The sequence below is a fragment of the Leptospirillum ferrooxidans C2-3 genome (assembly GCF_000284315.1).
Taxonomy (GTDB): Bacteria; Nitrospirota; Leptospirillia; order Leptospirillales; family Leptospirillaceae; genus Leptospirillum; species Leptospirillum ferrooxidans.
Genome location: NC_017094.1, coordinates 586,540 through 603,367, shown reverse-complemented (window position 1 = coordinate 603,367; position 16,828 = coordinate 586,540). Strand labels below are relative to the sequence as shown.

At 51.9% G+C, this 16,828-nt stretch carries 15 protein-coding genes; 3 read left to right on the top strand and 12 right to left on the bottom strand.

Annotated features, from left to right (window positions below; translation table 11 throughout):
- Window positions 1-9 precede the first annotated feature (9 nt).
- The gene (locus tag LFE_RS03170) at window positions 10-2,973 is read right to left on the bottom strand and encodes a type I restriction endonuclease subunit R (RefSeq protein ID WP_014448829.1); all 2,964 of its coding nucleotides are present in this window, start codon (window positions 2,971-2,973) and stop codon (window positions 10-12) included.
- 121 nt (window positions 2,974-3,094) lie between these two features.
- Between LFE_RS03170 and LFE_RS03165 the strand changes: the two genes are divergently transcribed.
- From LFE_RS03165 to LFE_RS13885, 3 genes are all read left to right on the top strand, one after another.
- On the top strand, window positions 3,095-6,085 hold the full coding sequence (locus tag LFE_RS03165) for a DotA/TraY family protein (protein ID WP_014448828.1): 2,991 nt from the start codon (window positions 3,095-3,097) through the stop codon (window positions 6,083-6,085).
- 260 nt (window positions 6,086-6,345) lie between these two features.
- Entirely contained in the window at window positions 6,346-6,474 is a 129-nt protein-coding gene (locus LFE_RS14495) for a hypothetical protein (protein WP_269763952.1), read from the top strand.
- 146 nt (window positions 6,475-6,620) lie between these two features.
- A complete protein-coding gene (locus tag LFE_RS13885; RefSeq protein WP_148272527.1) occupies window positions 6,621-6,941 on the top strand; it encodes a hypothetical protein in 321 nt (106 codons plus the stop codon).
- Window positions 6,942-7,051: 110 nt separating this feature from the next.
- Here the strand turns inward: LFE_RS13885 and LFE_RS03145 are convergent, their stop codons facing one another.
- The 11 genes from LFE_RS03145 to LFE_RS03095 form a co-directional block, all read right to left on the bottom strand.
- Complete coding sequence (locus tag LFE_RS03145) at window positions 7,052-7,774, bottom strand: hypothetical protein (RefSeq protein ID WP_014448824.1); 723 nt, start codon at window positions 7,772-7,774, stop codon at window positions 7,052-7,054.
- A 71-nt stretch (window positions 7,775-7,845) separates the two neighbouring features.
- Entirely contained in the window at window positions 7,846-8,652 is an 807-nt protein-coding gene (locus tag LFE_RS03140; protein WP_041773979.1) for a hypothetical protein, read from the bottom strand.
- Between the two features lie 48 nt (window positions 8,653-8,700).
- Window positions 8,701-9,948: a hypothetical protein gene (locus LFE_RS03135; protein WP_148272526.1), complete on the bottom strand. Its 1,248-nt coding sequence runs from the start codon at window positions 9,946-9,948 to the stop codon at window positions 8,701-8,703.
- A gap of 129 nt (window positions 9,949-10,077) precedes the next feature.
- Window positions 10,078-10,374 (bottom strand): hypothetical protein, encoded by a 297-nt coding sequence (locus LFE_RS03130; protein ID WP_148272525.1) that lies wholly within the window; start codon window positions 10,372-10,374, stop codon window positions 10,078-10,080.
- Complete coding sequence (locus LFE_RS03125; protein ID WP_014448820.1) at window positions 10,364-11,140, bottom strand: nucleotidyl transferase AbiEii/AbiGii toxin family protein; 777 nt, start codon at window positions 11,138-11,140, stop codon at window positions 10,364-10,366. The genes LFE_RS03130 and LFE_RS03125 overlap by 11 nt, the downstream gene beginning before the upstream one ends.
- A 15-nt stretch (window positions 11,141-11,155) precedes the next feature.
- Window positions 11,156-11,461, bottom strand: coding sequence for a hypothetical protein (locus tag LFE_RS03120; RefSeq protein WP_232502555.1), 306 nt, complete (start codon window positions 11,459-11,461; stop codon window positions 11,156-11,158).
- A 63-nt stretch (window positions 11,462-11,524) separates the two neighbouring features.
- Window positions 11,525-12,166 carry a hypothetical protein gene (locus LFE_RS03115; RefSeq protein WP_014448818.1) on the bottom strand — a complete coding sequence of 214 codons (642 nt, stop codon included), beginning with the start codon at window positions 12,164-12,166 and terminating at the stop codon, window positions 11,525-11,527.
- A complete protein-coding gene (locus tag LFE_RS03110) occupies window positions 12,163-12,438 on the bottom strand; it encodes a hypothetical protein (protein ID WP_041773976.1) in 276 nt (91 codons plus the stop codon). The genes LFE_RS03115 and LFE_RS03110 overlap by 4 nt, the downstream gene beginning before the upstream one ends.
- A complete protein-coding gene (locus LFE_RS03105) occupies window positions 12,435-13,565 on the bottom strand; it encodes a hypothetical protein (protein WP_014448817.1) in 1,131 nt (376 codons plus the stop codon). Before LFE_RS03105 ends, LFE_RS03110 begins: the two co-directional genes overlap by 4 nt.
- A 22-nt stretch (window positions 13,566-13,587) precedes the next feature.
- Window positions 13,588-14,448 (bottom strand): hypothetical protein, encoded by an 861-nt coding sequence (locus tag LFE_RS03100; protein ID WP_014448816.1) that lies wholly within the window; start codon window positions 14,446-14,448, stop codon window positions 13,588-13,590.
- Window positions 14,445-16,745: a DNA topoisomerase 3 gene (locus tag LFE_RS03095; protein WP_014448815.1), complete on the bottom strand. Its 2,301-nt coding sequence runs from the start codon at window positions 16,743-16,745 to the stop codon at window positions 14,445-14,447. The genes LFE_RS03100 and LFE_RS03095 overlap by 4 nt, the downstream gene beginning before the upstream one ends.
- Window positions 16,746-16,828: the final 83 nt, after the last annotated feature.

Genomic DNA, 16,828 nt, shown 5'->3' with positions numbered 1-16,828 from the left:
TTGTCATCCTTACTGCTCATATGCCTCCAATCCGGAGATCTCTCGCCCATGAGCGAGTTTTCGGAGTAAAGGGGCAAGTTCCTCCATAAGGGCCAGTTCTTTCTGTATTCGGGATTTCCACCCGAGATTTTGTGGAGCGAACAGCTCGCTCAGCCGCTCCCCGTCGAAGATGCGCCGGCGAAGCACCTCGTCAATAAAATCTTGCAGCGCTTGTGAATCCAAGCCGTGCTGGATCGCCAAGTCTGACAGAACCTCCGCTTTCTTTTCCGCCTTGAATCGATCGAATCCTTCCCGGATCTGGTTTTCATCCAGTGCCTGCGCCACGGGCAGACTGCGAATGTAATCGGCAAGATCGTCACGGTCGTCGAGAAACTTGGAATCAGACTGGATGAGCCCAATCAACTGTTCGCGGGTCATCGTTTGCTTGCCCGGTTTCTGTTGGGTGAGGCGCGCGATGAGATTCATGATGTAGTCATAGTCGATCACCGCCGAGGCAAAGAGCACAAACTTAAAGTCGATCTCGTTCACTTTGGGATTGGCGTTGCCTTTGTCCTGTTTCTCCTTGAGTTGGCGGGCAGTTTCGAGATACTGGGAGCGGAAGCCCTGTAACATATCAGGAGGAGTGATGCGGGAAATCGTCGCTATCTGCTCGTTGGTCAGGTCGGTGTACTGGTCGACCTTGGCGGTCATGCGCTGCACTTCTTTAAAGAGCTCGATGAACTGACTACGGGCGGCATCCCCTTTCAGGTTGGGAACGTCTTCCGGTGTAAAAGTGAGTCCCTGCGACTGCATGAAGGTCTCTAGTTGCTTGGTCGCGGTCTGCAACTTCTCCACGACTTTGGGAGCCGGGTCCACCAACCAGATCTCGCGCGGATTGTTAACCTTCTCTCCGGAGAACAGGGCAATGGCTTCTTCCACCAGATTTTGCTGGCGGCGAAAATCGAGGATATTCCCATAGGGTTTGCTGTCGTTCAGCATGCGGTTCGTTCGGGAAAACGCCTGGATCAAACCATGGTATTTGAGATTCTTGTCCACATAGAGGGTGTTCAGGTATTTGGAGTCGAAACCGGTAAGCAGCATGTCCACGACGATGGTGATGTCGATCTTTTGACTATGGGGCAGGTCTAAATTGGGGAATTGCTGATCCTTGATCCGCTTTTGAACATCCTGGTAGTAGAGGTCAAAGTCGCTCATGCGGTGGTTGGTTCCATAGCGGACATTATAGTCGGCGATGATTCGCTCCAGGGCCGCCTTCTTGCCCTCGGGATCTTCCTGATTGTCTTCCTTTTCTTGGGGAAGGGCTTCCTGGATCTGCAAGATGTCTTTGTTTCCGTTGGCCGGAGGAGAAAAGACGCAGGCGATGTTGAGCGGAATAAAGTTCGAGTCTTCTATGATCTTGGCGGACTGAAGACGCTGAAAAAGCTCGAAGTATTCGATGGCGTCGTTAATCGATTGAGTGGCTAGGAGAGCGTTGAACTTGCGGCTATTGGTGGCGGTGTCGTGTTTTGAAAGGATAGTTTCGAGAATCTTTTCCTTAGCCATCGCCTGACCGGGTTGGGGCGGGTTTTTCCCTTCCGGTTTGTAATAATCGACGTGAAAACGCAAGACGTTCTCGTCATCAATGGCGTGCGTGATGGTGTACTGGTGGAGACAACGTTGAAAGAGATCGTTGGTGGTGCGCAATCGCGCTTGGTCGCCATCGACCTGTTGGGTACTGGCGTTGGCCTCGAAAATGGGCGTGCCGGTAAACCCAAAGAGCTGAGCGTTCGGGAAAAATTCTTTTATCGCTTTGTGGTTGTCGCCGAATTGGGAGCGGTGGCATTCGTCGAAGATGAAGACCATACGTTTGCTCCGCAAAGGGGACAGGCGTTCGCGGTAGTTGCGTTTGTTTGATCCTTCCAGTGCCAGGCCCAGTTTCTGGATGGTGGTGACGATGACCTTGTCGGCGTAGTCGTCCGAGAGTAGCCTCGATACCAAGGTCTCAGTATTGGTGTTTTCTTCGACGCAGCCTTCCTGGAATCGGTTAAACTCCTCTCGGGTCTGTCGGTCGAGGTCCTTTCGATCGACCACAAAAAGGCATTTATCGATATCAGGGTTGTCCTTGAGAAGAGTGGAGGCTTTAAATGAGGTCAACGTCTTGCCGGACCCAGTTGTATGCCAAATGTAGCCATTGCCACAACGCTGGTGAATGCAATCGACAATCGCCTTCACCGCATAGATCTGGTAAGGCCGCATCATCAAGAGTTTTTGCTCGCTTGCCACCAGCACCATATACCGGCTGATCATCTCGCCAAGAAAGCATTTGGAAAGGAACTTCTCGGCGAATTTATCAAGGCTGTCAATCTTTCTGTTGTCTTCGGCGGCGAATTTATAGACTGGCAAAAAGCGCTCTTCGGCATTGAAGGAAAAGTGTCGGGCATTGTTGTTGGCAAAATACGAGGTGTTGGTTTGATTGCTGACAATGAAGAGCTGGATAAATGACAAGAGCGTACTGCCGTAGCCATTGCCAGGGTCGTTCTTGTAATTGACGATCTGTTGCATGGCCCGGCGGGGAGTGACGGAAAGGGACTTGAGTTCGATTTGCACTACAGGCACGCCGTTGATGAGCAGGATGACATCGTAGCGGTGGTGACTCGAATGGGTATTGACCCGCAATTGGTTGACTACCTCGTAGTCATTTTTGCACCAATCGCGAATATTGACCAACGTGTAGTTGAGTGGGGTTCCGTCGTCTCGGTCGAAGGAGTTCATCGAACGCAGCCGCTGGGCGGAAATGAAAACATCGGGACTGGTAATTTCGTCGAGCAGGCGTGCAAACTCGTCATCCGTCAGATTGACGCGGTTCAATGCCTCGAACTTGGTCCGAAAGTTGGATTCGAGGGACGATCGATTGCGAATTTCAGGACGAAAGGTATATTTGAGACCCTGAAGCTTTGAGATCAGGTCTTCTTCAATACCCTTCTCTGTCGTCATATACATTCTCCCCCCCATTTTTTTGCCCATCATAGCACAGGAATATCCTGATAATCATACTTTTTTCTTTATTTTTATATATGGTATAGTGAGATAACATTTTAATTAAACGGAGGAACGCATGAACAGTAAAAAGACGGAAAGAACAAACTTCAGGGTTCTTTTTCTAAAGAAGCTGGATCGGGATGGAATCGCAAAGTCCCTAGGGGACTTGGGAAAGGGCATTGTCAAAGCCTCCGGACGCGCGATCATGCGGGCGGGAAAACGGGCTATCGACTTCCGGCAGCCGGCTCTCCCAGGTCTTCCCCCAGGGCAGGATCAGGACCTGGCGGCTATCCCTCCGGCCAAACATCCCCAAGGGTGGGGTTCACCTGCTCAAGAGAAGCTCCCTTCCCTTTCCGGAACGGAAAATGCCCTTTCCCGCTCTACCGACTGGCGAAAAAGCCGGATCTGGATGTGGATCTCCGGAGGAGGCTGGAAAGGATTTCTCGGGGCCAGGCGTTATTGGGCCTCCCTCGCCCGACATGTCTTTGACGGGTTTGGGCGTATCGCCTGGGCCTTTAAATTGACGTGCGTCATCCCGCTCCAATACTCCACCCGCTACGCCGCGCTCATGTCTACCGCCTTTGCCGATTTCCAGCGCTTCCGGGATGAGAACCGCTTGGTACGCCCACACAAGACGACTCTCAAGAAAATCTTCTGGCACTGTGTCTTCCCTCCTCTCGTCGGAGGCTTCGCCATGCTGGCGGAGACAGTCTCCATGGAGGAGACGATCGGTCTTCCAACCTGGCTGTATTTGATCGATGGGGTTTCCGGAATCGCCGCCATCTGTTATCCGATCATTCTCTGGAACTGGTGTCTCGATGATCTTCCCCGTAGGCTCCCGTGGCAAAAGTGGCCCCTTGAGGTGGACCTCGAAAGAATCAAAAACAGCATGCTGGCCGGATTCGCCATTCCCTCCTTCGTCAATTCGGCACCCGGGTCCTTGGCCTCTTGCGTCCTCTATTCCCTTTTCGGATCTTCGGCGGGACAGAACACCTGTTCGTCCTCTCCATTGGGAGCTTTCGTTTCGGGATCCAACATCCTGGCCAACATTCCTTCGGTTCTTTCCATCGTGGCCGGGATGGTCTCGATTCTGGCGCTTTTTCTCCTGTCCCTTACATACGGCTATCACCTCGTTCAGGCCATGCACACCGCTGCCCATACCGGCGACTGGACACACCAGGGGGTGAACGCCGCCTGGGCCCCGATCCGGGGCGCTGTCTCCGCCGCGATGATCGCCGCTCCCGGGGGATTGTCGATCCTTGCATCCTTCGTTCTTTTTGTGGCTTCTACCGGGAACGGGATCGGGGATACCGCGGCCTCGAAAGTCTCGGCCCAACTTGTCGTTCCAAGTGTGGCGGCGGTCGTGCCGCCGGGGATCCAGGGAGTGGTGGACGGGGGGTTATACTCTCTTGTCTGCGAGCACGTCCTTGACAATTTCGTCAATCCGAATGGAAACATCCAGGCAGTGACGCCCCAATCCGACAGTTTCGGAGGAATTGGGTTTTCGAATGTCACCGGAACGGGGAGCTATGGACCCAATGTCTGCGGGGACTGGTCGAGCCAGAATGTCGAACCTGGAACAAACGGGGCGCCTACACTCGAAGGGGCCAACATGGCCTTCACGAATATGGTGAAACAGGGATCGCCATTGGATCAGGTCGCAGCAGCGATTGCAAGAAACTCCAACGGGTGCGGAGCGATCGTGATCGGCACAGGACTCTCTCCCTGCGCTCCCGCAGGAACACCCTCCAACAGATCGGTCTACGCCCAGGGCGGGGGACTGACGAATCCTGCGGCTGGAAACGTCGGTGCCCTCACCCAGGTGACGCAGCAATATGTCAACGACTTGGTGCAGTCCGCGGGGAACGCTGCTGGACCGAACGGCTCGATTGCCTCCCCTGCGGCCGAAATTAAGGCCGATGGCTGGGCGAGCCTGGGGGCCTACTATCGATTCTTTGCAAACGAGGAAACAACATGGGCTCAAATCGAGCAAGATCTGCCTCAGAATATTGCTCCCGGAGGTTTTGCGAACTGGTCCACGCTGGGACCAGACAATATCCAGGAACTTCAGACGGCTTTCAGCGACACGCAAAACTATATCAATTCGTGGGGATTCAAGGGGACCCAAGCTGGTTCCGCCTATCCATTCTGGGCAGCGTATCCCCAGTCGGAAACTCCGTCCGCCCAGGGCAAGCAGACGGCCGCTGATCTGGGATCCGTCATGGATCCGACGACAGGACTGACCCTCTCGATTCCCAATTACATGGCATCCAACCATTCTGCCGATCCATTGTCGAAACTCCAAAACGTCATAGAATCGGCCGATACGGCTCTGGCGGTGGGGGAAGGAGTCAATAAAACAATTGGGGTGGTTGCCGGAATCCTCTCTTATTTACCGGGCTACAAAGAGACGCCCATGGCACAAGCAACTTCCGCAGTTTCAAAATCGGGAAATAGTTTACTCGACCCCTTGGCCCTCGCATTTATGCTTTTAACGATCGCGGTCGGCTTTTACCTCCCCCTCATTCCGATGATCGATATTGCCTTCTATCTCCTATTTTGGATTATGGAGGTCGCAATTCTGGCTCTGTTTGCTCCCTTGTGGGCACTGGCCGTGGGTATCCCTCAGGGGGAAGGTTTTATTGGGCAACACGGAAAGGCTGGACTCTCCCGGATCACCGACATCGCACTGAGACCCTTGTTGATGGTGGGAATGTTTGTCCTGTCGCTGGGCCTGTATTTCCTTTCCGGAAATCTACTGACGGTTCTGACCTCGGAAGCCCTCGGGGCAAACAAGAACGTTCCCACGGCCGGAATGTGGTTTTCCATGGCCGGACTTGTCGGAGGATACCTGATTTATACCCTAATACTCTGGAGAACAATTCATTTTTCCTTCGAGATGATCCATAATGGGCCCTATTGGGCGATGCGAGTTTTGGGAATCGATGGAGAAAAAGGCCGGGAAGGCAGGGCGGGAGAGAGTTTCGGCCAAGCCGTCTCTTGGGTCGGGACGAATATGAAAACGGCCGTCGGCGGCTTGAACTTCATTCCTAAAAATCAAAAATGATTTGGAAATCTCTCACAAGTTCTTCACCCTTCAAGGGGCCACTTTTGCTGCGGGAGCCTCCGGGACGTAGTCGATCTCCCCTCGCGAATCCTCCCCATAAAACTAAAAATCCTGAAGATCTTTTCCCACTGCATGCCGCGAGGGAGGCAGAACAGATGTTCTCCGGAAAAGAATCCGTTTCCCGGACTGAGGAAGGAAAAGAAATTTCTTGGACAGACCTCAGTCAAGGGGTGGAATCCGTTTATAAAAGAGGCATCGGGATGCTGAACCATCTGGCCACGGTCCAGGAATATTACCACCCCTTGAGAGCGATAGATCCTGCCAAATGGAGGGATGTGGCGGAGAATCTGAAAAAAGATTATTCACTGGAACTTGTTGTAAGGAAGTGAATGGACCCACACGACATGCCGTTTTTTTACCGATTTCGATCGCTCGACGCCTTGTTAGGCGATCATCAAGAACTTGAAAAACAGGAGATTTATTTCTCTCCGCCTGAACAACTAAACGATCCAATGGAGGGGTACAAGGATCTGGTTTGGCGGGGAGACAAAATCGTCTGGCGCAACCTGATAAAGCATTATCTGCTCTGTCTGACTCAAACCGTACTAACCGCCATCTCGACTCCTTTAGGGAGGCAAAGGACCGGAAGTTGACCTACCGCTTTGCTGATCTTGAAGGGATTATTTTCGGCATCAGGACGCCGTTAGAAGACAAGGTCCGAATCTTTAATATTATTGCCACAAAATACAAAGAACACGGGAGGGGATCATTTGAATTCAGCCAAGCGGCCTACTCAGGGCATAGCGGTAAAATTGAGATCCGTCGTCTTGATCTTCTCCGGGTCAACGGTTCTTGATTTGAGAATTCATCTGACGAATTCGGCCGCCCTTAACAAATTGGCAGGATTCCAAAAATAGAACAAAAGGAATGGAAACAACCGTACGGAGTAATCTAAAGGTGAGGTGATTAAATTTGATGTCCTAATTCAAAAGAACCATATTCTTGTCTTTCAGGCATCCTCGGCGGTTCACCTAATTTTGGTCGAATTCCTTTGAAACATCCCGAAAAAAAATCATTACCGGCTTTCATATATTTGGTGTGATAGACATTCCCGAAGATATCCTGATATTCGAGGAATATTTCCCATAGGCCAGACCGAAACGAGGTATAATCCGTATCGGTATAATTATCCCCAAATTTGATCTCTATCGGAATAACCCGTTGTTCACGAGTTCCAACTTGAGGCCCAATCATTGACCATGCTTCACCAACTTGTATTACCCCACTGGGTATGATTTGATCAAATTCTTTATGTTTATCAATAATTCTTGTGATCAATCTCAATCCTAAGGCAGGTCCAAGCCCCTTATTCCGAATTGAACATTTCAGAAAAATAATGGTGCATGAAGAGGATTTGTGCATATCAACACCTCTGGTATGGTTCTTTTCACCAATTTCAGTATGAAAAACATCCTTTCCCTTAACATTATCATTGGGTTCGAGAACACATACCGGCCTCACATTATCAACATGTTGCTGGTTTTCTTGTTTTGTAAGCTTTACGGTCGCCCGGGCCATTTTCCGAGTCGTGAATGCCAACCAAGCCGTAAAAAGAGCAAGAATAACCGTTCCAATCATGACCCCGACAGAACCGATAGCCGTCATCTCATCCAGCATAACTTTATCCATCCATACCCCTCGGACAAATTTTAAAAAAGTCTACAAAGAAACTTACCCTCTCAACTTGGTCAGAATCAACTCTAAAATCTCAGTTTTATAGGCTTCAGAGGAGTAAAGTCGATTTCCACATCATCTGGAATCCCCCATCCACATAAACCCTTATAATTGCTTCTCTCTAGATCGTAAATTATATCATTAAATTTATCTTTCATCCACATAAATTTACAAATTACATCTGCGTGAAGCCCCCCTTGGATTGAGTTTTCAATAAATTTTTTAAGCGTACAAAGATAAATAGATATATCTTCCCAGCCATCATCAAAATTGTAGGGTGAAACGCCAAAATAGTCGATATAAAATTCCCCATCAAAATCTTGCTCGATCAGAGATCTGATTGCTTTTTCCTCGTACTCTGAAGAGTGCCACTTCGCATGATTCTCTTTGCCGATATCAATTATTTTTTTGTCAAGGATAACTCTCGGATACTTTGCATCTTTTTCTAGTTCCACTGCTTTTATAAGTGCGGGTCCAAAAACCAATTTGTCATCATGATAAAGCTTGCCGGTTGCAATAGCCCCTCTGACAATGATTCCCCATCTAAGCAATTCAATCTGAAGCATGTATGTGTCAAACAACAGGTGATAAACCGCACTATCTTCATCCAAATTGTATGAGACTGTTATCGAATCTGAAAACTGAGAAACTTTCTTGGATGTTTCATCAGAATCATTTTGCTGGTTTGGAAGGCGATCCCTAAATGCCTTAAAAATCTCAGACAATCCAGAATGGAGCCCTCCAATCTTCTCGATTGATTCCACCGACCTGTTGACCTGATCCGCAAAACCCAAAACATCCAGAAAGAGACAGATCCTGTCCTCATAGTTCATTGACTCCTCCACTATTTTACCCAGATCCATTTCAAGTTTTTTTCCATCTCAATCCCCCTCCCCCGCAATCATCGCCAACATGGCCTCCCGGTGCTGCTTCGAAACCATCCTCAAATACCGGATCTCCGCCTTCAGGCTTTGTTCCATGACAATCTCTCGCCTGAGCGTCGTCGGGTGGAGCGTATGAAGCGTGATGAGCCATTGGGGATTCGCCCAACGCTCCTGAACCTGGTTCGAGAGATTTTCCATGAGGCTCGCCCCTCCGGGTGTCGGAGGTTCTCTTAGGGAAAACAAACTCGTGAGAGTGTGACGAATCAGGCTCTCCCGGGCGGCAACTGTTTGAGGCAGAACATCCTGCGCCGTCTGCGCCGAATTTTGAGACCCGACGGTATGGCCCATGGGATGGGTCAAAAGCCAGATCATCCGGATCCCGCTTGATGTCTCCTGGGGGGTGAGAGTGTAACTTCCCGAACCGAAGAGACTCGATGCATCAGGTTCGGCCCAAGAGGATACTGAAGATGTCATTTGAGCCGATGAAACACCCTGGTCCTGGGCTATGAGCGTTTGATCGATCGCTCCGGCGGTCTCGGCGGTCGAATAAAGACTGGGACCGTTTTGGGCAACTTCGGTGGACCGGATGCAAAGCGATGGCTCCGACTGATATTCCCGCTCCATCCGGAGTCGTTCCCGAATCAAGCCAAGATGGGTCGTCGCATTGTCGACAAGCCTGGTCGTGTTTCTCACATCGGAAGACAGTGCGGTGGCAGCGGCAGAAAGAGCCATATTGATGTTCGTCCCGGCCGCGCACAGAACCCCGTGAAGGGCCACCGAGTAAGATTCAAGATTCAGAACCAAGCCTCCGGCGACAGGAATCCAGTAGCCAGGGCCCGAGAGAGGTTCGACGATTCCCATTCCCCCGAACGCCCCTGTAGCCACGCCTCCAGGTGTCCCTGCTACCGGTCCCAGAGCCGATTCAGCTCCGGCATACAAGGGAGGGAAAGCGGCCGCCGAAGCTCCCAGGGAGGCGGCAATCCCACACGGAACAGCGCCAAGACATCCGGCAGTGGCCGCCACCGCGGCCGCAAGGTCCACAGCAAGGGCCGCCGACCCGGCCGCCATAATCCCCGTATCGGCTCCGGACGCTCCCGAAAGGGTCACCGCCGTAGCAGGAGCATAGGTGACTTCCCCTTCGGCCACACAGGCAGCAAAGGTGGATCCGCCAACTGCTTGAGCGGGGGAAACAGACAGGGCCAAGAGAAAAAGAGTGCTCAACGCTTGGTGGAGGACGTTTTTCATCCTTGAAGTGCGAACCACGAGACGATCAATTTTTGTTCAGGAGATGAAAACCGAGTGGAGAACTGATCGAGAAGGCAAAAGAGAACTCTATCGACAGATTTGACGAACATGGTTCCTCCAGGCTCGGCTTTATTGATCCGCAGCATTAGGGATCTCGCGTATGAGCATACGAAAATCGTCGGACAGATTCTTACGGGCCTCGAACCTCATGACAGAATCGCGAAGCCATTTTTCCATATCGGCGTTGGCCTGGGCATGGCTCCTGTAGCGAAATACCCCCTTTGGAGCGATTCCGGAACAGGTTTTCTGTCTGGAAAAAGCCATGCGCGTCTCGGAAACGTGGGGAGTGCCGATTTTCGAAAGATCTTTCTCTTTCCTGCCGAGGATTCTTTTAATGGGTTGTTGATCTATTGGGTTAGAATCCAAAGCCATATCCGGGATTTTTCTCTTTTTTTGACTCTCGTCCCGAAACGCTTCGGCCCCCATGCCCTTCTTTCCCGGCAAGGGAGAGGTCCCAATAGGCATTTAGCCGATTTTTCCCCCATGAAACCGTTTTGTCGAAATCCATCTCTATTGGTGTTTCGATCAGATTCCACATTCTTTTGGCGGAAGAACTATTCGCCATCATTTCGAGTGACTGCCTGATTTCAGGCGCTCTTGAATTGACCAAGCGCGCGATTCTTTGAGAATCAACAGACCCCGGATACATCGACTCGATGCAGGCCCAGTCGAAAAGATCTCGCGATGTCAAGGACGCTCCACGATAAAATAGTTTCTTGGCCAGAACCTCTTCGATTGGATCGAGCAAGAAAAGACTTTTTTCGGAGGTCTCAGGAGGAAGTCCTGTAAGAGACATGCGAACAATAAAGTCGATTTCCCCTTCAGGAAATTTCAATTTCAAAAAAGTCGCATCCTCTTCGTACCCTGATACAAGATTTTCGACCTTTTCGTTCAACCTCGGAGAAATGAGGCCAATCCATTGCGGATCACGGATAAATAAATCGATATCTCGGCTTATCCTATGATTCATCTCAAGCATAAGCCTTGTTCCGCCTCCAAGAAGGGGAGACATGCGAACGCTTCCGGCAGAAGCCTCCGCAGCGGACACGATATCGGCGGCTGTTTTTTCGAGGCTCTTCCAGCCGCCCGCCGACTGCCAGTGGTCCATTTCCTTTTTCTCTATCTGCGACATGGTTCCTCCAGCGATTTAAAAACTGACTTTTTCCCAATCCGTAGAACGCGGAAAGGGCATCGCGATTATTTCCCTGTAAAGTTTCTGGGCTTTTTCGACCGATGAGCCGCATTCGTAAGCCGCCTTAAGAATGGACGCCGGGGAATTTTCATTGAAGAGAGAGACGAGAATATCCTTTGCAGGAGTCGCAATCCCGCCAAGACTCCCATTTTTCAAGGCATTGTAAACATCCTGTTCCTTTACAATATCCGGTCCGTAGGGAACACTCAGGTGAAACGCGATCATGGTCCCTGCGCTATCCATTGTCGTCCTTTTGTTCATTTCGGCTTCCCTTCGTTTAATCCAATCTTTTAAGATGCGATTATTTTATCACAGCGGACCAAATTACAAGTCAAATCCGATGGAGATCGGGAAGAAGAACGAATTTCCTCCGAACGCTCCCGGAGTGGGCAGATACGCCACCTTGGCCTCGATCGTGATAAGGCGGACATTGATCCCGATTCCAAGATCCCCATAAAACGAATGTCCCATCGAGGACGTCAGACTGGATGAAGCGCCAACGGTTGCGGGAGATCCGGAGCTTGCCGCCGTGATCGCGTATCCCAGATCGACGGGAGCGTAGACGAAATAATTGGTCGATCCGAACAGCTTGAAAACCGGACCGATGGTGGCAGCCCCGTATCCGAAGAAGGGACCGTTCTTGAGATTTGCATTGAATCCGTTGGCGAACACGTTTCCCTGGAGAAGAACTCTTGCCGCAATGTTGTCCGTGAACCAGACCTCGGTCCCGAACCCGAATCCGTATCCGGCCGACGTAATGGGAGATGATCCTTTGTAGACAGTCGTGCCTGCAGAATTCATTCCCAAGGTTCCGGCATTAAAATTGCTCCCCATATCAAGATTTCCAAAGAGAAGGAAATCCCAGACTCCGGGGCCGGAATCGGAAGCATCCGCGTTGGGGAGGAAAAATCCGAATGAAGCCGCCAGAACGAGAGTCAGGATTGCGCTTTTGATTTTTCTGATCATGAGTTGTCTCCTTGATGGTTGTTATGGTTGTTTCTTTCTTTCAAGATGTCCCTGACTTCTCCGGAGAAACTCTGTTCGCCGGAAGGGTTCCGGTCGTTTTTCTCCGTCATGGCCGCCTGGGCCTCTCTTTCGGAGGACTTTCTTTTTTCCCGGCAAATTCCGCAGAGTTCTTTTTCCGCAATTTGTATCCTTCTATGTCGCCCACAGAATGGGCCGACAGCGTAAACCGCCTCTCCATGTCCGCAAGATCTCCGGACAAACTCCCGGGTCACGGCTGCCTCCGGATCTCCACCTGCTTCGCCGCGATCGCAGCCAAAAGCGCCTCCATTTTCTGGTCGGACAGGAGGCTTTGCCATTCGATCTCGATCTCAAGTGCCCCTTCGAGAGCGGTCTCCCGAAGGACCCCGGTTGATGAAAGGGTGTGAAGTTCGGTAAGCCAGGACGGGTTGCTAAACCGGCTGTTCACGTCCGTTCCCAGAACGCTCATGAGACTCACTCCTCCGGCAGAAACCGGAACCGGCGGGAGGCCCGATTCCTGCGCCAGGGTGTTTTGCCAGGTCACAAGTTGGGGATTGGCCTGGGCGGTCCGAAGCGCCAGTTGTTCATTCATGGCATGACGGGCGAGCGACAGGACGGCATGCTCCCGAAGATTGGCGACCGAGGCTCTCTGTCCTTCGGTCGTATTCGCCGACGGAGTGGATCCCGCGGCATAGGGAATGGGGTTCGTGACATTCAGAACATAATTTTGGGCAGCCGTGGCCTGTGTCGGAGTCAGGGTCGATCCTCCGGCCAGATCGTTTGTTCCGAACAGATTCGCTGCGTCGAAGTTTTCCGCCGGCTGACTGGCGATTTTCTGGAGAGCCGCGGTTTTCGGGATAGTCTGTTGCATCCACTGGTTGGCGATCATGTCGGATGTGGCGGCCGTGGTGGCGGCACTTCCGATGACAGGCCCGGCCTGACCTGCCTCCATGCTTCTGGCGCAGACATGGGCGACAGTTGCGTGGGGACCGTATTCCCGCTCTGTCCGGAGGCGTTCTCCGATCAGGTACTTGTGCGTGAGGGAGGCGTCCGTCTGACGGGCCTGGTTGTGAAGATCCGAAGACAGGGCCGCGGTGAGGGATGCCAAGCCCGAAACAACATTCGATCCCTGTGCGCAGATCTCGGCCGCCATGGCTTCGACATACGGCTGGAGATTCAACGTCAGACTTGCGGAAACGGTTCCCGCAATAACTGAAGGGGTGGCGCTTCCGGCGGCCATGAGGGCGGACATTTCCGCCGTCACCACTCCCAGGCACTGGACATAGGACGATCCGGCGACCGCCATCGCCGGGATCGGACGAAACAGAAAAATGGCTCCACCAATCAGAAGCAAGGCGGAAAAAAAACGAAATCGTCTCATCATGATTCTCCTCGACTCCTCCTCACTGGAAAAGTTTCTGAATGGTTCCGGTGACGCCTCCGCCCGGCCCAATAGATTGTCCCGATCCAGTACTTCCTCCGGACGTGGAATTCTGGATGCCCTGTCCTGGGGTGTAGTTTCCGCCGGCGTTATAGGTGGAGTTGTTCATTCCCGAACTCTGGGACGTACCGATGTTCGGGGTGGCGTTTCCCGAGACGCCGGAGGTAAAGGACGAATTTCCGGTCGATCCGGTCCCGGACAATTGAAGCTGGCCTGTCGAAGGGTTGACGTTCATTCCACCGGACATGGTCGCATTCATGACATATCCGCCACAGAACCCGAACGGTTTTCCGGTGAGGGCGCCATAGAGCGCTCCGTTGATGAGACACATGAGGGCGTCGTAGACCGCCTGTCCGGCCATTGAGCAGGCCATCGTGACGATCTGGTCCAAGACCGCCGACCAGCCCGGAAGAGACGAGGACAGTCCAAAAGCAAATTTCAGGAAGTTCTGGGAACAGACATCCAATTGGCTGGCCAATGCCTGCATCACTCCCTGGTGCTTCGAGACCGCCCTGCTGGCCGTATTCAGATAGCCCGACTGGGCTCCCGCCATGGCGTTCAGGATCGGCTGGGCCGCGCAGTTGTTCGGAGCGGTACCCGCCGGGACAGACTGATATCCTCCGCCCTGGGACGGGGTCGGAGGCGGAGTCGTTGAGGATGAAACAAGGTCGGAGTTGAGCTGGTTCTGTATCGATGTCACGGACTGTGACTGTGGAGAGGGTGCGGTCGTGGTGGCTGGCGACTGTCCCTGTGCTGCCATGGAAACGATCGATCCAGGAAAGATCATGAGAACGGACAGAAAGCCCACCAGAATTTTTCTCACCGGACCCCTCTCTTTTTTTGGGATCCGGAGGTTTTGGTAACCTTCGGCCCGGATTTTCCTTTGGCAGAAAAGGGCTCCCATTCCTTTCCGAGCCCACCGTTGTCCGACCACCAGGGGCCGTGGCCTTCCGGACAACGGAAATAGGAAATTTTCATCTTTGTTTTCATCTCTCCCGTCGATTTTCCGCATTTCGGGCAGGATGGGCCGATCCCCTCCGGTTTTTCCGCTTCCCTCGGTTTTCCGGGCTTTCCCCGTTCATCCGGACAGGTCGTCTTGCAGGATTTTTCCGTATCCCGGTATCCAGTACACCCCCAGAAGAATCCGGATGGTCCCTTGATTCTTGCGAGCGGACGTCCGCAGGAAGGACAGGGAGATGGGACAGTCTGTTTTGAAGCGATGCCCATATCGATCGTTCCGGACACCTCTTTCAGGGAGAAGATCCATTTGGCCACCATTCCCGATACCTCATGAACAAATGCGTCAGGCCCGGAGCCTCCCGATGCGATTTCGGAAAGGGCTCGCTCCCATGTGGCCGTCAAAACGGGATTTGAGACTTCTGCAGGAACGGACTTCAGCAAATTTCTCCCCTTATCCGTCACCAGGAGCGCCGGATCCTTCGATTTGCCGGAAGCCTTTTCAAGGAGACTCCGCAGAATTAACTGACTCACAATTTCCGCCCTCGTCGCTTCCGTCCCGATCCCGTCCGACTCCTTCAAGATGGATTTTGCTTCCTTGTCGGAGACGTATTTGTGAACCGACTTCATGACCTCGATAATTCCTGACTCAGTGAACGGTTTCGGAGGAGTCGTCTTCCCTCCCCTGACGCTTGCCTCCGTCACCTTCCCGGGATCGAAGTTGTCGACTGGGGGCAACACCTTGTCGTTTTTCGGGCCTCCATGAGGCCATATCTCCGTCCAACCCTTTGCCTGGATGATCTTTCCCGACACCGAAAACGATTCGGGGGAGACCTTCAGTCCGATTTTTGTTTCAGAAAGGAAGAGGGCAGGAGCGAATTGGGCTAGATAAACCCTTGATATCGCCTCGTAGATTGAGCGTTCGTCGTGAGAAAGACTTCTGAATGAAGGGACCTTGATCGTAGGAGTAATCGCATAATGGGCCGTCACCCTGGAATCATTGAACGCTTTCGATTTCTGTGAAGGATTGACAAGGTTCTTCTCGATAGAGAAAACAGGAAGAAGCAAAGAGATGATTCTTGCCGCGTCCTGATGAATGCTTTCAGGGAGATACTCGCAATCGGTTCTCGGGTAGCTGACAAAACCGTTGTCATACAAGGATTTAACCGTTTCAAGAACTTCCTTCGGGTTCAGGCCGAATTCTTTTCCGGCAAAGACCTGCAAGGAGGAAAGAGACCATGGCAAAGGAGCGCCGACTGATTTGTTCTCTTTCTTGACCTCCAGCGGAAAACTCTTCCCCTTGGCACTCTGAACGATCTTTTCCGCATCCCGTCTTTCCAGAATGCGCTTTTCCTCATCCGTCACCCCCGGAATATCTCGTTCGGACCATTCAAGATCGACGGAAACATTCTTTCCCGTTTCGACCGTCAACACAGGAACAAAAAAATCCTTGGGATGGAAATTGGCGATCTCTTCGTTTCGATCGTGAACCAGCCTTAGAACAGGTGTCTGGACCCTCCCGATAGACCAAACCGTCCTGTCTCCCGTTCTGGTCTGGGCAACCGATGTGATCGCCCTCGTCATGTTCATCCCCACAAGCCAGTCCGCTCTCGATCTTGCCAGGGCAGAATTTTTAAGGCCACGAAACTTCGGAAGAGCATTGTCTTCAAGATTCCTGATCGCCTTCCTGATCGTTTCCGGATCGAGAGCTTTCAGCCAGATCCGCAAGACCTTCTTTTTGACATTCAGGTACTCGAGTATTTCATCGACGATCAACTGCCCCTCGCGGTCCGGATCGCCGGCATTGACGATTTCCGTGACAGAAGGATCCATGATCATCCGCGAAATCGCTTCGAAGTGTTCGAAAATTCCCTTTCTGAATCTGTTTTGTTCGGTGATTGAATCTTTTCCGAAAGGATTAGGAAGAGGTTTGAGCGGAAGAACCAGCCATTTTTCCGGGAGGACCGGAAGAGGGCGAAGATCCCACGGGGGAGCGAATTCTTTTCCATAAGCCTCTGGAGGGGCCTGTTCCATGATGTGACCGATGCACCAGGTGACCCGGTCCGACCCGCAATCGATATGCGTCCTTGTTTTGACGGGGTTTCCGATCGCCTCCGCTATCGCTCTGGCAAGACTGGGTTTTTCGGCGATAAACAATCTCATAGAGAAACCTCCTTTTGACTTTCTGTGTTTCTGGAGTAATATAATTAAATGGTAATTGATAATACCATATAATTTAATGAATG

What these genes read in the sequence shown, in the direction of transcription:
- LFE_RS03125 (WP_014448820.1), bottom strand. Translation starts at nt 11,140, where the DNA reads ATGTCGCAGATAGAGAAAAAGGAAATGGACCACTGGCAGTCGGCGGGC.
- LFE_RS03095 (WP_014448815.1), bottom strand. Translation starts at nt 16,745, where the DNA reads ATGAGATTGTTTATCGCCGAAAAACCCAGTCTTGCCAGAGCGATAGCG.
- LFE_RS03120 (WP_232502555.1), bottom strand. Translation starts at nt 11,461, where the DNA reads ATGAACAAAAGGACGACAATGGATAGCGCAGGGACCATGATCGCGTTT.
- LFE_RS14495 (WP_269763952.1), top strand. Translation starts at nt 6,346, where the DNA reads ATGCTGAACCATCTGGCCACGGTCCAGGAATATTACCACCCCTTGAGA.
- LFE_RS03135 (WP_148272526.1), bottom strand. Translation starts at nt 9,948, where the DNA reads ATGAAAAACGTCCTCCACCAAGCGTTGAGCACTCTTTTTCTCTTGGCC.
- LFE_RS03170 (WP_014448829.1), bottom strand. Translation starts at nt 2,973, where the DNA reads ATGACGACAGAGAAGGGTATTGAAGAAGACCTGATCTCAAAGCTTCAG.
- LFE_RS03145 (WP_014448824.1), bottom strand. Translation starts at nt 7,774, where the DNA reads ATGGATAAAGTTATGCTGGATGAGATGACGGCTATCGGTTCTGTCGGG.
- LFE_RS03165 (WP_014448828.1), top strand. Translation starts at nt 3,095, where the DNA reads ATGAACAGTAAAAAGACGGAAAGAACAAACTTCAGGGTTCTTTTTCTA.
- LFE_RS03115 (WP_014448818.1), bottom strand. Translation starts at nt 12,166, where the DNA reads ATGATCAGAAAAATCAAAAGCGCAATCCTGACTCTCGTTCTGGCGGCT.
- LFE_RS03140 (WP_041773979.1), bottom strand. Translation starts at nt 8,652, where the DNA reads ATGAACTATGAGGACAGGATCTGTCTCTTTCTGGATGTTTTGGGTTTT.
- LFE_RS03105 (WP_014448817.1), bottom strand. Translation starts at nt 13,565, where the DNA reads ATGAGACGATTTCGTTTTTTTTCCGCCTTGCTTCTGATTGGTGGAGCC.